Origin of the sequence: Phenylobacterium conjunctum, assembly GCF_042679085.1 — a bacterium.
Lineage (GTDB): Bacteria > Pseudomonadota > Alphaproteobacteria > Caulobacterales > Caulobacteraceae > Phenylobacterium > Phenylobacterium conjunctum.
This window is the reverse complement of sequence record NZ_JBHTLQ010000069.1, coordinates 1-14,867: the sequence shown is the minus strand read 5'-3', so window position 1 is coordinate 14,867 and position 14,867 is coordinate 1. Positions and strand designations below refer to the sequence as shown.

The window sequence follows — 14,867 nt, the reverse complement described above, 5'->3', positions numbered from 1 at the left end:
CGGGCTTGGGCGCCTCAGCCTTGGGCGCTTCAGCCTTAGGGGCCGGAGCGGCGGCGGGCTTGGCGGCCGCCGCGCCTTCGGTCACGCGGCCGAGCAGGGCGCCCGGCTCGACGGTCGCGCCTTCCTCGGCGGAGATGGATTCCAGGACGCCGTCGGCGGGCGCCGCGACTTCCAGGCTGACCTTGTCCGTCTCGAGCTCGACGAGGATCTCGTCCTTCCTGACCGCCTCGCCCGGCTTCTTCGCCCAGCGCGCCACCGTCGCTTCGGTGACGGACTCGCCCAGGGCGGGCGTCATGATGTCGGCCATTGATCGGGTCTTTCTGTCTCTACTGGGGTCTAGAGGGGTATGATTTGGGGGATCAGGCGAGGGCTTCGGCGAGGAACGCCTGAAGCTCCTTCATGTGCCGGCTCATCTGGCCGGCGGCGGTGGAGGCCGAAGCCGGGCGGCCCACATAGCGGGCGCGCTTGGACTTCACCTTCAGACGCTCGAGGGTCAGCTCCAGCCACGGGTCGACGAAGGTCCAGCCGCCCATGTTCTTCGGCTCTTCCTGGCACCAGACCAGCTCGGCGTTCGGGAAGCGCGACAGCTCGGTGGACAGCGACTTCACCGGCCACGGATAGAACTGCTCCAGGCGCATCAGGTAGACGTCGTCGATGCCCTTTTCCTCGCGGGCGTCGAGCAGGTCGTAATAGACCTTGCCCGAGCACAGCACGACGCGGCGGATCTTCTCCGGGGCCACCAGCTCGATGGAGGTGTTGCGCTTGCGCTCGGCGTCGTCGTGCAGGACGCGGTGGAAGGACGAACCCTCCGCCAGGTCCACCAGCCGCGACACCGCCTTCTTGTGGCGCAGCAGCGACTTGGGCGACATCACGATCAGCGGCTTGCGGAACTCCCGGCGCATCTGCCGACGCAGGACGTGGAAGTAGTTGGCCGGGGTGGTGCAGTTCACCACCTGCATGTTGTCCTCGGCGCAGAGCTGCAGATAGCGCTCCAGGCGGGCCGATGAGTGCTCAGGGCCCTGGCCTTCATAGCCGTGCGGCAGCAGCATCACGAGGCCGCTCATCCGCAGCCACTTGCGTTCGCCCGACGAGATGAACTGGTCCACGACCACCTGGGCGCCGTTGGCGAAGTCGCCGAACTGGGCTTCCCACAGGGTCAGGGTCTTGGGGTCGGCAAGCGAGAAGCCGTACTCGAAGCCCAGCACCGCCTCTTCCGACAGGGCCGAGTCGATCACCTCGAAGTGGGCCTGGCCGGGGCGGATGTTCTGGAGCGGGGTGTAGTGCTCCTCGGTCTTCTGGTCGATCAGGTCGCAGTGGCGGTGGGTGAAGGTGCCGCGCACGCTGTCCTGGCCGGACAGGCGGACCGGGAAGCCCTCGTCCAGCAGGGTGGCGAAGGCCAGGTGCTCGCCGGCGCCCCAGTCCAGGCCTTCACCGCTCTCGAAGGCCTGGCGGCGGCCCTCGATGGCGCGGCGGACGGTCTTGTGGACGTCCAGGCGATCCGGAATGGCGGTGATCTTCTGGCCCAGGTCGATCAGCTTCTGCAGCGGCACCGAGGTGTCGCCGCGACGGTCGTCGCCATCGGGCAGGGCCAGGCCCGCCCAGGCGCCGTCCAGCCAGTCGGCCTTGTTGGCCTGGTACGACTTGCCGGCGTCGAACTCCTTGTCGAGGTAGCTGTCGAACTCGGCGATCCAGCCGTCGACATCCTCACGGGTGACCACGCCCTCTGCGATCAGCTGGCGGCTGTAGAGTTCGCGGGTGGTCGGGTGGTCCTTGATCTTGGCGTACATCAAGGGCGACGTCATGGTCGGGTCGTCGCCTTCGTTGTGCCCGAACCGCCGGTAGCAGAACATGTCGATGACGACGTCCTTGCCGAACATCTGGCGGAACTCGGTGGCCACCTTGGCCACATAGGTCACAGCTTCCGGGTCATCGCCGTTCACGTGGAAGATCGGGGCTTCCACCATCAGGGCCACGTCCGACGGATAGGGCGACGAGCGCGAATACTGCGGCGCGGTGGTGAAGCCGATCTGGTTGTTGACGATGAAGTGGATGGTCCCGCCGGTGCGGAAGCCCTTCACGCCGGAGATGGCGAAGCACTCGGCGACCACGCCCTGGCCGGCGAAGGCCGCGTCGCCGTGCATCAGCAGCGGCAGCACATGGCTGCGGCCGGCTTCAGAGTTCTCGCGCAGCTCGAACGCCTGCTTGGCGCGAGCCTTACCCAGCACCACCGGATTGACGATCTCCAGGTGCGACGGGTTGGCGGTCAGCGACAGGTGGACGTTGTTGCCGTCAAAGGCGCGGTCCGAGGACGCGCCCATGTGGTACTTCACGTCGCCCGAGCCTTCCACGTCCGACGGCAGGGTGGAGCCGCCCTGGAACTCGTGGAAAATCACGTGGTACGGCTTGGCCATCACGGCGGCCAGGACGTTCAGGCGGCCGCGGTGCGGCATGCCGATGACGATGTCCTTCACGCCCAGCGCGCCGCCGCGCTTGATGATCTGCTCCAGCGCCGGGACCATGGCCTCGCCGCCGTCCAGGCCGAAGCGCTTGGTGCCGGGGAACCGCTTGTGCAGGAAGCGCTCGAAGCCTTCGGCCTCCACCAGCTTCTTCAGGATGGCGATCTTGCCTTCCTTGGTGAAGACGATCTCCTTGTCGCGGCCCTCGATGCGCTCCTGCAGCCAGGCCTTCTGGGCCGGGTCGGAGATGTGCATGTACTGGACGCCGACATCGGCGCAGTAGGTCCGCTTCAGGATCGCAAGGATCTCGCGGATCGTGCCGGTCTCGAGGCCAAGCACGAAGTCCAGGAAGATCGGCCGGTCATAGTCGGCCTCGGTGAAGCCGTAGCTCGACGGATCAAGCTCGCTGGCGTCGCCGGGCGGGATGTTGAGCCCCAGCGGATCCAGATTCGCCCGCAGGTGGCCCCGCATCCGGTAGGCGCGGATCATCATGATCGCGCGCAGCGAATCCAGGGTGGCGGCCCGGACGGCTTCCGGGCTGGCCGAAGGCTGGCGCTGTTCGATCTTGGCGCCGACCTTGGCCTCGACCGCGGGCCAGAGCCCGTCGATGGCCGAGAGCCAGTCGGGACGTGCCGCCGGCGCGGACTTGTGCGTCCAGGCCGGCTTGGCCCCCACGCCCTTCAGGGCGTCGGCGCGGTCCTGCAGGGAGGCGAAGAAGGCCTTCCACGAGGGTTCGACCGAGTTGGGGTCGGCCGCCCATTTCGCATAGAGCCCCTCCACAAAGGCGGCGTTGCCGCCGTAGAGGAAGGAGGTCTCCGCGAGCACCTCGTTGATCAGACTTCCGTCGTCCGCCATCTCATCCGCTTTCCCGGGGGACCGCGGAGCTTCTGGAAAAGGAGCCGAGCGCGGACCGCCCTACGCTTGAATTGTGCCTCAGGCGCCCTTGAGCACTTCGAGGAGGGTTTCACCGAGCTTCGCCGGAGACGGAGACACGCGGATGCCCGCAGCCTCCATCGCGGCGATCTTGGACTCGGCCCCGCCCTTGCCGCCCGAAATGATCGCGCCTGCGTGACCCATCCGGCGCCCAGGCGGCGCGGTGCGTCCCGCAATGAAGCCGACCATAGGCTTCTTGATGGCTGAATTCTTGATGAATTCCGCCGCATCTTCTTCCGCGGAACCGCCGATTTCACCGATCATGATGATCGATTCCGTCTCCGGGTCCTTCAGGAACAGGTCGAGCATGTCGATGAACTCGGTCCCCTTGACCGGGTCGCCGCCGATGCCGACCGCCGTCGTCTGGCCCAGGCCCACATTCGAGGTCTGGAAAACGGCTTCGTAGGTAAGCGTCCCGGAGCGCGAGACAACACCCACCGAGCCCTTCTTGAAGATATTGCCCGGCATGATGCCGATCTTGCAGGCTTCCGGGGTCAGGACGCCGGGGCAGTTCGGGCCGATCAGGCGCGACTTGGAGCCCGACAGGGCGCGCTTCACCTTGATCATGTCGGTCACCGGGATGCCCTCGGTGATGCAGATGATCAGCGGGATTTCCGCGTCGATGGCCTCCAGGATCGAGTCGGCCGCGAACGGCGGCGGGACGTAGATCACGCTGGCGTCGGCGCCGGTCTGCTTGACCGCCTCGCCGACGGTGTCGAACACCGGCAGGCCGACGTGGGTGGTGCCGCCCTTACCGGGGGTCACGCCGCCGACCATCTTGGTGCCGTAGGCGATGGCCTGTTCGGTGTGGAAGGTGCCTTGCGAGCCGGTGATGCCCTGGCAGATGACGCGCGTTTCTTTGCCGATCAGGATGGACATTAGGCGGCCCCCCGCACGGCCTTGACGATCTTTTCCGCGCCGTCCGACAGATCGTTCGCGGCGATCACGTTCAGGCCGGAGTTATTGATGATGTCCTTGCCCTGCTGGGCGTTGGTGCCTTCCAGGCGGACGACGAGCGGAACGCTGAGCCCCGTCTCCTTCACCGCCTCGACCACGCCCTGGGCCAGGATGTCGCAGCGGGCGATGCCGCCGAAGATGTTGACCAGGATCCCCTTCACGTTGGGGTCGGCCATGATGATCTTGAAGGCCGCGGTGACCTTTTCCTTGGTCGCGCCGCCGCCGACATCGAGGAAGTTCGCCGGCTCGGCGCCGTAGAGCTTGATGATGTCCATGGTGGCCATGGCCAGGCCCGCGCCGTTGACCATGCAGCCGATTTCGCCGTCGAGGGCGATGTAGCTGAGGTCGTACTTGGAGGCCTCGATCTCCTTGGGGTCCTCCTCGGTCTCGTCGCGCAGGGCGACGATTTCCGGATGGCGGAACAGGGCGTTGGAGTCGAAGCTGACCTTGGCGTCCAGCACCCGCAGGTGATCGTCACCGGTGACGATCAGCGGGTTGATCTCCAGCATGCTCATGTCCTTGGCCAGGAACGCGGCGTACAGCTGGTTCAGCAGCGTCGCGGCTTCCTTGGCCAGGCCGCCGGTCAGCCCCAGGGACTTGGCCAGGCGACGGCCATGGTGCGGGAACACGCCGCTGGCCGGATCGATGGAGAAGGTGTGGATCTTGTCGGGCGTGGAGTGGGCCACGTCCTCGATGTCCATGCCGCCTTCGGTGGAGGCCACGACCGAGACCCGGCTCGTTTCGCGGTCGACCAGCAGCGACAGGTAGAATTCCTTGGCGATCGCCGCGCCTTCTTCGATGTAGAGGCGGTTGACCTGCTTGCCCTTCGGCCCCGTCTGGTGCGTCACCAGGACGCGGCCCAGCATCTCGGCCGCATTGGCCTTGACCTCGTCGACGCTCTTGACGACGCGGACGCCGCCCTTGGCGTCGGGACCGAGGCCTTCGAAGCGGCCCTTGCCGCGCCCGCCGGCGTGGATCTGGGACTTCACAACGAAGACCGGGCCGCCGAGCTTGTTCGCCGCGTCTACGGCCTCGTCGACAGTATAGGCGGCGAAGCCGCGCGGGACCGCCACGCCGAACTCGGAGAGGACGGCCTTGGCTTGATGCTCGTGGATGTTCATGAGTCGCCGAAAAGCGGGGTTTCAAGGGTTCGCCGGGAGGGCGAGTGCGCGGGTTTATAGGCGCCCCGGACTAAGGTGGCAACCGCCCTGCGCCCGTCACGTTACGGCATCTTATACAGGATAGACACCGGTGTCAGCACACTCTCCTGGCGTCATCACCCGACCCGTCCCATCGCCACGGTCCCGCGGCGCTCCAGCCGCCCCCAGCCGACACGGGCGCCCTGGATGGCGCTCGCGACCGACTTCAGCACCACGTAGTACATCAGCTGGCGATAGCCGAAGCGCTGAGCGGGCAGCCAGGCGAGATCGGCCCAGGGCGCCTTGCGTTCGAGCGCCATGCCCAGCACGCCTGCCGACAGGTCCAGCAGGATGAACGCCGCCCAGTACAGCAGCGGCCGCAGGATATCGTCCGCCGACCATTCCACCGGGTGCGACACAAGGCCATAGAGGCCGGCCGCCAGGCTCCAGACCACCGCCAGGTCAACGAGCGGCGCCACCACGGTCAACAGGATCTGGAACAGCCAGATCTGCGGCAGGGCGACAAAGCCCAGCACCGGCCGCTTGGCGTCGAACAGGCCGGCGCGATGCTTCCACAGGCACTGCAGGGTGCCGAAGGACCAGCGGTAGCGCTGCTTGAGCAGGCCCTCCACGGTGTCCGGCGCCTCGGTATAGGCCCTCGCCTCGGGGTCGAACTCCACCCGCCAGCCGGCGCGCTGCACCGCAAGCGTCAGGTCCTGGTCCTCGGCCAGGGTGTCGGCGGGATAGCCGCCCAGCTCGGCCAGGGCCGACTTGCGCCACGCCCCCACGGCGCCCGGCACCACGGTCACCGCGCCGAGGGCCGCCAGGGCCCGCCGCTCGAGGTTCTGGGCGGTGACATATTCCAGGGCCTGCCAGCGGGTGACCGTGTTGACCCGGTTGCCCACCAGGGCGTTGCCGGCGACAGCGCCCACCTTCGGATCGGCGAACCAGCGGGCCAGGCGGGCGATGGTGTCGGCCGGGAACTGGGTGTCGGCGTCCAGGGCGACGATGATCTCGCCCTTGGCCTCGGCCAGGCCGCGGTTCAGGGCGCGGGCCTTACCGCCGTTCTCAAAGCTCATCAGCCGCACCCGCGGCTCGTCCGCATAGGCCGAGCTCACGACCGTGGCGGTGGCGTCCTTGGAGCCGTCGTCGAGGACGATGACCTCAAGCCTCGGCCAGCGAGACGCCAGGATCCGGGCCACCGAGGCCTCGATCACCTTCTCCTCGTTGAAGCAGGGGATCAGCACGCTGACCAGGGGGCCGTCCTCGGGGAAGGCCAGCGGCGGGGTGCGCCCGCCGATCCGGGCCGCATGGACCAGGGACAGACCGCCCAGCAGCAGCAGGCGCAGGACCCCGAGCGCGATAGCGGCCAGGAACAGGACGCCGAGCGTCGCCTGGATATCGTGGAACAGGCCAAAGCCCAGCCGATCCAGGAACAGCTCGAAATTGTCCCGGGTGGTGGGCGGCAGGGCCTGTTGCGGCGTCATCCCGGCCAGCTGATCCACCGTGACGATCTGGTAGCCGTGGGCGCGCAGGGCGTCGATCAGGACGGGCAGGGCCTGGACCGTGCGGCTACGGTCGCCGCCGGAGTCGTGCAGCAGCAGGATCTGGCCCTGGTGCGGACCGGTGCGGGCCAGGCCGTCCAAGGCGCGCTGGACGATCAGGCTGGCGTCCGGCTTCTTCCAGTCGTCCGGGTCGATGCGCAGGCCCACGGTCAGGTAGCCCAGCTTCTGGGCCACCAGCAGGGGCTCAACCTCCTTGGGCGTCGAGGGCTCGGCGTCGCCGAAATAGGGCGGCCGGAACAGCCGCATGGACCGGCCGGTCAAGGTCTCGAACAGACGCTGGGTGGCGTTGAGCTCGATCTCGGTCTGGGCCGTCGGGGTCTCAGCGATATTGGGGTGGGTCCAGGTGTGCCCGCCCACCATCTGGCCCTCACGCACCTCGCGGGCGACGAGGTCGGGGTAGCGGGCCATGTTCTCGCCGATGACGAAGAAGGTCGCCCGGGCCGCCTTGGCCTTGAGGATGTCGAGGATCTTGGGCGTCCAGCGGCGGTCCGGCCCGTCGTCGAAGGTGATCGCCACCTTGCCCGGCTGGAAGCCATAGCGCTGGATCACATAGGAGGTCGGCAGGACGTCATAGGTCTCTGACGAGATCAGGCCTGTGGCGGCGTCGGTGGCCAGGGTGCGGCGTCCGGGCGTCGGCTGGGCGGTCACCTTCAGCACCTCGCCGCCCCCATCGAAATCCACGTCCTGGCCAGGCGCCATGGTCGACAGGGCGTCCGCCTTGACCCGGCCATAGGCGTGCGGCAGCAGGCTCCAGACCCCCGGGTCCTCGGACCCCAGGCGCCAGAGGCCATAGCCCAGCGGCCGGAAGGCGTCGGCCACCTTGATCTGGTTGAAGGTCGCCGCGGCGTCGAGCAGCCAGACCTGGTGATCGCGGCCGGTCTCGTCCTGGTAGCCGTAGGTGGTGTTCAGCGAGGCCGGGTCCATCGCCATGACGGCGTTGGAATCGTGGGCGGCCTGGGTGGCCTCGGCAAAGGTCACCGCGCCCGCGCCCAGGTCGGCGAACCGGCTCTTCAGGGACCAGTCATAGCCGTAGGAACCCAGGGCGACGACGGTCCGCGCCGGGTCGAGCCGCGCCATCGCTTCCGCCAGGCGCGCCTGGAACCAGGCCTGGGACGCCGGCGGGCCGGGGTCGCCGGTCAGGTAGTGCTCGTCATAGGCCATCAGCACGATGACGTCGGCGGCTTTCTGCAGGCGCATCAGCGGCCAGTCGGGGTCATCCACCGGCGCGGTCAGCCAGACCTGCCGGTTCATCGACTTGAGCGCCGCCCGGGCCTGGGCGAGGAAGGCGGGATAGGCCGCCGCCGCCCGGGGCGACAGGTTTTCCAGGTCAAAGATGTAGCCGGCGTAGCCGCGCTTGGCGGCCAGGTCGGTCAGGCCGGCGATCAGGCGGGCGCGGCTGGTCGGATCCAGGATCACCCGGTCGGCCCAACTGGAGCGCCAGACCCCGTCCTGGGCGTTGTGGACCACCGGCATCAGGGCGGGGTGGTTGGGCGCGCCGGCGATGATGGCTTCGGCCTGGGGATCACTGGTCAGGGTTGTCGCGCCAGACCCGCCGGCCAGGGCGATCCACTGAGGCGCCACCACGTCCAGGTCGGCTACATGCCGGGCCAGGCTGACCCGCGACTGCTCGTCCCAGGAGACGTAGAAGCCCAGGCTCAACGGCTCGCCCTGAGTGGGGCTGGAGGGCTTCAGGTGCGGCTGGGGCAGCCGGCTCCAGGCCGGCTTGCCGTGCAGATGCTTGGCGGTCTCCTGGTGCAGGGCGCGCAGAACCCTGGGGTCGGACAGCTGCAGGGTCGGCAGCCGGGGCGCGAAGGCTAGCGTCGCCAGAAATCCAGCGGTCAGCGCCACCAAGAGGGCCGCGGCGAGCCCGCCGATCAGACCTGCGCGCCGGGCGCGCCGTCCGCTGGGATCGTGGAAGATATAGTCGGCCATCTGCGCCTCGCCACCGGACCGCCGGGGTCCGTCATCTTGGCTTAGCGCGCCGATCTTGGCCGAAGCGTGACGCGTTCGGGGCGAGAACCGTCCTAGCCCAGAACTAGCGACCACAGGACGCGGCCGGGGATGAAGGCGAAGGCCAGGTTGATGGCGAAGCCGCCATAGAACAGGCCCATCATCATCCGCCGATGACGGCCCACCACATGCCGCCGCGCCGCGATCACCGCCAGGGGCAGGATGATCATCGTCCAGCCGGTCAAGAGGTGCAGCAGCGACCAGTGACCCCGGTTCAGGCCGGTGATGAACAGGGACGAGATCGCCACCACCGCCACCAGCACCACCCAGCCCCAGCCCGCCACCCGGTGGAAGGTCCGCCCCTTGCGCACCGTCATCAGCACCGCCCCCAGGACCAGGGCGGCGAGCGCGGCCAAGAGGTGGGCCTTCACCGCCAGGGAGAGATGCTGGAACAGGACCATGTCCGGCGCATGCGGGGAGGCCGAGGCCAGCGCCCCGGCGATCTGATGGCGAAGGGGAAAGGTCGCGGCCGCCACCAGGGCGCCCACCGCCAGCGCACGCAAGCCGATGGAGCCCAGGACCGCCGGGCGGGGCGTTTGCGAAACCAGCGACATGTTCTATCTCCTCAGAGGCTTGGGGGGCCGGCGATGACCGCCGCGCCGTCACAACCCGTCTGGAGCCTTGCTTTCCGATGGACAAAGGCCGTTACGCCGGATGACGCCGCCGCTGCGCCAGCCGACAGCGCCCGCCGTTCACGCTTCGCCGGCGGCGGACCCGATCACCTGGGCGGCGGTGCGCCGAACCGTGGTTGGCGCCAGCATCGTCGGCGCCTTCCTGGGCTTCATCGGCGCCTTCGGGACCCTGCACATCCCGATCCTGCTGCGCATGGTCTACATGCTGCCGATCTCGTGGGCCGGGGCGCTCCTGGGCCTGCTGACCTTCCGGCTGACCTGTCGGCTGCTGCCCCAGTTCAACGACCGCCGCTGGCTCCAGGGGCTGATCTCCGGCGTGATCATGACCCCGCCCATGACCCTGGTCGCCTGGGCCACGCCGCACATCACGCCCCACGGCGGCGATCCGATCTCAGCCCTGCCAGGCTACAGCTTCGTCACCCTGGTCAGCTGCCTTGGTTTCTCAAGCCTCGCCGTCGGCCTGAACCGCCACGCCCATCTGCTGGCCACCCACGCCTCGCCCTCACCCACCCCACCGCCGGTGCGGTTCCTGGAGCGCCTGCCGCTCAAGCTCCGCGGCGCCGAGGTCTGGGCCGTGGAGGCCGAGGACCATTACCTCCGCCTGCACACCTCCAAGGGCCAGGACCTGATCCTGCTGCGCCTGGCCGACGCCGTGGCCGAGCTGGAGGGCATCGAGGGCGCACAGGTCCACCGCTCCTGGTGGGTCGCCCGGGACGCCATCGCCGACGCCCGCCGGGGCGACGGCCGCGCGGTCCTGACCCTGAAGGACGGCTCTGAAGTCCCCGTCAGCCGCACCTACGCCCGACTGCTGCGCGAGCAAGGGTGGATCTAGGGGAGCACACCCCTAGGCTGTCATCGACGTTCATCGGCAATTCAGGCGCAAGGCGAAATTGTGGCGCATCCGATCCCGTCGCCCGCGAGTGTTGCGGCGCACGGGGCGGACTTCAGGACCCACAGCGATGTTCGCCGCCGACCCTCTCAGTCTTCAGCCCACCCTGAACAGCAGCCCATCGCCGACCCTGGGCCGGCCTGACGCCTCCCGCCTGATCACGGTCAGCCTCGCCGCCGGCGTGCTCAGCGCCGGCCTGCTGGGCGTCGCCCTCGCCGCCTGGGTGAAACCGCATCCGCCCGCGCCGCCCCGCCCCGTGGCTGAGGCGTCCGGCACGCCTTCCGGCCAGGGCCTGCGCATTATCGTCGAGACCCCGCCACCCACCTCGCCGCTCGAAGTGCTGCCCGAGCTGTCCGGCGGACCCGCCATGGCCTCGGAGACCGTGGCGCGCGCCGACCGGCCGAGCTTCGACTGTCGTCGGGCCACGACCCTGGCCGAAAAGATGGTGTGTGTGGATCCGGGCCTCGCCCGGTGGGACCGGCGGCTGGACGCCGCCTATCGTAAGGCCCGCCTGCAGCAGGCCGATCCGGGAGACCTGGGCCGGGCCCAGGCCGCCTGGCTGGCGGCCCGCGAACAGGCCGCCCTGGCTTCACCTGATGACCTGGCCAGCGCCTACGAGACCCGCGTCAGCGAGCTCGAGGCGCTGGCTCAGGACCCTGACCTTTAGGCCAGCAGGTCCTTGATGGTCTCGCGCTCGCCGACCAGCTCGTCGTTGGTCAGGGCGATCTTGGACTTGGCGAAGTCGTCCATCTCGAAGGACTCGATGACTTCAAAGCCGTTGGCGGTGGTCTTCACCGGCATGCCGGCCCAGACGTCGGGGTTGAAGCCGTAGCGGCCTTCCGACTTCACAGCCACCGAGTGGACGGTGCCCGGGATGGTCAGGTCGCGGACGTGGTCGATCAGGGCGTTGGCCGCCGAGGCCGCCGAGGACAGGCCGCGGGCTTCGATGATGGCCGCGCCGCGCTTGCCGACGGTGGGCAGGTAGTCGTTCTTCAGCCAGGCTTCGTCGCCGATCACGTCGGCGGCGGCCTTGCCGCCGATCTTGGCGTGGGTGAAGTCGGCGAACATGGTCGGCGAGTGGTTGCCGTAGATGTACAGGTCGGACACGTCGTTGATCGACACGCCGGCCTTCTTGGCCAGTTGGGCGCGGCCGCGGTTCTCGTCCAGGCGCACCATGGCGGTGAAGCGGTCGGACGGCAGGCGCTTGGCCTGGGCCGCGGCGATCATCACGTTGGTGTTGCAGGGGTTGCCGACCACGGCGACGCGGGCGTCGTCAGCGGCGACGGCGTCGATGGCCTTGCCCTGGGCGATGAAGATCTTGCCGTTGTCCTTCAGGAGGTCGGCGCGCTCCATGCCGGGGCCGCGCGGCTTGGAGCCGACCAGCAGGCACCAGTTGGCGTCCTTGAAGGCTTCGTTCGGGTCGCCGGTCAGGACCATGTCCTGCAGCAGCGGGAAGGCGCAGTCTTCCAGCTCCATGGCCACGCCCTTCAGGGCCTTCTGCGGGCCTTCCACCGGAATCTCCAGCAGCTGCAGGATCACCGGCTGGTCCTTGCCCAGCATTTCGCCCGAGGCGATGCGGAAAAGGAGGGCGTAACCGATGTTGCCGGCGGCGCCGGTCACCGCCACGCGGATGGGCTTCTTGCTCATGATGCTGCTCCAGAGGTTTTCGGGCGGCGGGCCGTCCAATGAGGTCGCGGCTGCGTAGCTCAAGTGAGGCGCCTGCTGCAATGCCGCATATGCGCGCCGGCCCTTGCCGGGGCCCCAAGTCGCGCCCAAGCTCGGGGGCGATGACCGCCTTCGCCCTCGACCCCGCCTTCCCGCCCACCTCCGCCTCGGTGGGAGACCTGCCCCTGTGTCATGTCCGCCTGCAGACCGATGCGCGCTATCCCTGGCTGGTCCTGATCCCCCGCGTGGCCGACGCCCGCGAGTTGGAGGACCTGATGACCCCGGACCAGGGTCGGCTGATGACCGAGATCGTGCGCACTGGCCGGGCGGTGAAGGCTTTGGGCCAGGCCCTGGGCCTGCCGGTGGACAAGCTGAACGTCGGCGCCCTGGGCAATGTCACGCCCCAGCTGCACGTCCATGTGGTGGGCCGCAGCTTCGGCGACCCTGCCTGGCCAGGCCCGGTCTGGGGCCACAGCCCCGCCGAGCCCTACGAGGCGGACGTCCTGGCCTATGCGGTGGAGACCGCGCGCAAGTCCCTGGGGCTTTGATTCGCCCAGGTTGTATAAATATTGTTAACTCTGAAAAATTGCGTCATGACTTGACCCGTATCCAACAAGATCGGGGGCGGTCATGGTGCGGTTCCAGCGTGTAGCGGCTTTGGCCTGCGGGATGGCGTTGCTGGCGGCGCCGGCTACGGCTGCGACCGCCCCCGGGGCGGCTCCGGTGGTGGCGGCTCCCACGGCCGGCGCACAAGGGGCCGCTCCCGCAGCGAACGACGCAAGGTTGCAGGTTGGCGAGGAGACCGTCTTTCGGCACCTCACCGGGCGATCCTTCCATCCGGACGATCCCAAGGGGAACAGCAAGCCAGGACGCGCCGGCTCACCCCGCGTGGCTCTGTCCCTTGCGCTCAACAATTGCCTGCTGTCCGGAGCGGCGCTGGGCGGGACCACGGCACGGGACCTGCTGGATTCATCGCAGACCGGAACGCTGAGGCCGGACGAAGTCTACCGATGCGTCCAACGGGTCGGGGTCGCGGCGATCGTCTCATACAAGTCCATCGCCGGGGACCGTGAGGCCGCAGCCAATCTGGACGCCATCGTCACGACCACGGGCTTCGGCGGGGCCATCCTGGGGCAGTCGCATTGGTCTAAGGCGGACACCCTCGAGTGGTGGAAGGGCGCCGGTACGGTGGGCCTGATCTACGACGAACTCAGTGGGACTAAGAGCCGCGCACTGATCTATGCTTCGGGGGCGCAGGCCGCCCGCATCGCGATCTTCCGGTCCGTCCAGCTGGACACCGCCGCGGCTGGACTGGACGAGATGACCGCCCCCTACACCTGGACGGCTAACATTAGGAACGCAGATGGTGAGCTGGCGGCGACGCCGCTGGCGAAGACGGACTTCTCGTCGCGCTACCTGGTCGCCTGCGGTCTGCCGTCGGCGCCCAATGGATTTACGGACGGCCCCGCGAAGGTCGCCGCGGAGGTCTTCCGGCGAGACGCCTCCGCGAGATGCTCGGAGCTGTTCAAGACCTATTCCAAACTGCGCGCCGCGCGACGCAAGCTCTGCCCGCCCGGGGCCGACGCTTGCAAGGCCCAGTCCGCCGTGTGGCTCGCCAACGACCTGAACCAGATCGACGAGCTGATCAGCAACGGCGACCGCGCGGTTCGCGCCAGATCAACCGACGTGTTTGGCGTCGTGGTGCGCTCGGCGGCAAACGTGGTAGCCAACCTCGCGGTCAAGCTGAATGGCGCCGACACCGCTCCAATAGCCTATGTGCCCCGCGCCTTGGCGGGCGCCGGCGATCCTCTTGAGTTATCGGGCTTCCCCTCCTTCACGCCGCCGGTGGCGATCGACGGGGCGCTGTCCGCGCCGCCGGAACTGGGCGCGAGCGGGGCGACGAAGGAGGCTGAAAAGCGCTACCTCGTGGCGCTGCAGACCCGCATCGCAGCCCTGAATGAGATGACCGAGTGGCTGGATGATCGCGTCGCTGACGCTGAGCTCATCCAGGCGATCAGCCGCAGGAACAAGCTGAGGTTCGACCTCACGAACGCCATTCGCCCGGTCAATTTGCTCGCGCCGAGCTAGACCCTACTCCCGCCGCATCGTCACGGCGCGGCGCTCGCCGCCCTCCGTGAGGTCCCCCGACCAGGCCCCGTCGCCCTGGAAGCTGAGGGAGAGCTGGGCCTGCTGGCCGTTGGCGCGGATCTGGAAGCGGGCGGTGACCGCGCCGCCGGTGCGCTCGATCACATCGACAAAGCCGGAGGCGTCAGCGGCGGCCCGGCGGCGGGGATCGCGCCAGGCGCCTTCGAGCACGCCGTTGTTCTTGTCCACCAGTTGCAGGTCATAGAGCGCCGCGCCATCCAGGCCGCGCAGCACCCAGCGGCCATCGAGCGGCCCCTGCATCCCCTGGGCGGAGGCGAACGAGCCGCGGATCCGGGCCTCATAGTTCAGGTCGGTCTGGGTGGGCGGGCTGTCCGGCGTCTTGCCCAACTCATCGATATGGACCGGGTCTCCCACCGCGGGCCGCGGCGGCCGGGCGTAGGAGATGGGCGTCGGCGGCGCATAGGGCTGCGGCGCGGCCGGCAGGGCGGCGGGTGGCGGGCTGGTCTGCGGAGCCG

At 68.7% G+C, this 14,867-nt stretch carries 11 protein-coding genes and 1 pseudogene; 4 read left to right on the top strand and 8 right to left on the bottom strand.

Translation table 11 applies throughout. The features are described 5' to 3' along the window. From ACFQ27_RS18830 to ACFQ27_RS18805, 6 genes are all read right to left on the bottom strand, one after another. The coding region (locus tag ACFQ27_RS18830; protein ID WP_377354667.1) for a biotin/lipoyl-containing protein at positions 1–307 on the bottom strand (307 nt) is incomplete at its 3' end. 52 nt (positions 308–359) lie between these two features. Then, complete coding sequence (locus tag ACFQ27_RS18825; protein WP_377354666.1) at positions 360–3,311, bottom strand: 2-oxoglutarate dehydrogenase E1 component; 2,952 nt, start codon at positions 3,309–3,311, stop codon at positions 360–362. Positions 3,312–3,389: 78 nt separating this feature from the next. Next, a complete protein-coding gene (gene sucD / locus ACFQ27_RS18820) occupies positions 3,390–4,268 on the bottom strand; it encodes a succinate--CoA ligase subunit alpha (RefSeq protein WP_374343611.1) in 879 nt (292 codons plus the stop codon). Further along, positions 4,268–5,467: an ADP-forming succinate--CoA ligase subunit beta gene (gene sucC, locus ACFQ27_RS18815; RefSeq protein ID WP_374343613.1), complete on the bottom strand. Its 1,200-nt coding sequence runs from the start codon at positions 5,465–5,467 to the stop codon at positions 4,268–4,270. Before sucC ends, sucD begins: the two co-directional genes overlap by 1 nt. 155 nt (positions 5,468–5,622) lie before the next feature. Continuing rightward, positions 5,623–8,982, bottom strand: a complete 3,360-nt coding sequence (locus tag ACFQ27_RS18810) for a glycosyltransferase (protein ID WP_377354665.1) — start codon at positions 8,980–8,982, stop codon at positions 5,623–5,625. A 92-nt stretch (positions 8,983–9,074) separates the two neighbouring features. After that, positions 9,075–9,614: a hypothetical protein gene (locus ACFQ27_RS18805; RefSeq protein ID WP_374343617.1), complete on the bottom strand. Its 540-nt coding sequence runs from the start codon at positions 9,612–9,614 to the stop codon at positions 9,075–9,077. Between the two features lie 100 nt (positions 9,615–9,714). On the opposite strand from ACFQ27_RS18805, the gene ACFQ27_RS18800 reads away from it, so the two are divergent. Together ACFQ27_RS18800 and ACFQ27_RS18795 are read left to right on the top strand one after the other, a co-directional pair. Continuing rightward, a complete protein-coding gene (locus ACFQ27_RS18800; RefSeq protein ID WP_374343619.1) occupies positions 9,715–10,524 on the top strand; it encodes a LytTR family DNA-binding domain-containing protein in 810 nt (269 codons plus the stop codon). Positions 10,525–10,651: 127 nt separating this feature from the next. Further along, positions 10,652–11,248 (top strand): lysozyme inhibitor LprI family protein, encoded by a 597-nt coding sequence (locus tag ACFQ27_RS18795; protein ID WP_377354664.1) that lies wholly within the window; start codon positions 10,652–10,654, stop codon positions 11,246–11,248. Here ACFQ27_RS18795 and ACFQ27_RS18790 read toward each other — a convergent pair. Then, the gene (locus ACFQ27_RS18790; protein ID WP_374343623.1) at positions 11,245–12,228 is read right to left on the bottom strand and encodes a malate dehydrogenase; all 984 of its coding nucleotides are present in this window, start codon (positions 12,226–12,228) and stop codon (positions 11,245–11,247) included. The genes ACFQ27_RS18795 and ACFQ27_RS18790 overlap by 4 nt on opposite strands. A gap of 140 nt (positions 12,229–12,368) precedes the next feature. Here ACFQ27_RS18790 and ACFQ27_RS18785 point away from each other — a divergent pair, with 140 nt between their 5' ends. Both ACFQ27_RS18785 and ACFQ27_RS18780 read left to right on the top strand, forming a co-directional pair. Then, positions 12,369–12,794, top strand: coding sequence for an HIT domain-containing protein (locus ACFQ27_RS18785; RefSeq protein WP_374343625.1), 426 nt, complete (start codon positions 12,369–12,371; stop codon positions 12,792–12,794). 82 nt (positions 12,795–12,876) lie between these two features. Continuing rightward, complete coding sequence (locus tag ACFQ27_RS18780) at positions 12,877–14,334, top strand: hypothetical protein (RefSeq protein ID WP_377354663.1); 1,458 nt, start codon at positions 12,877–12,879, stop codon at positions 14,332–14,334. 3 nt (positions 14,335–14,337) lie between these two features. On the opposite strand, the pseudogene ACFQ27_RS18775 reads toward ACFQ27_RS18780, so the two are convergent. Further along, positions 14,338–14,867: pseudogene (locus ACFQ27_RS18775) on the bottom strand (hypothetical protein); the annotation flags it as partial.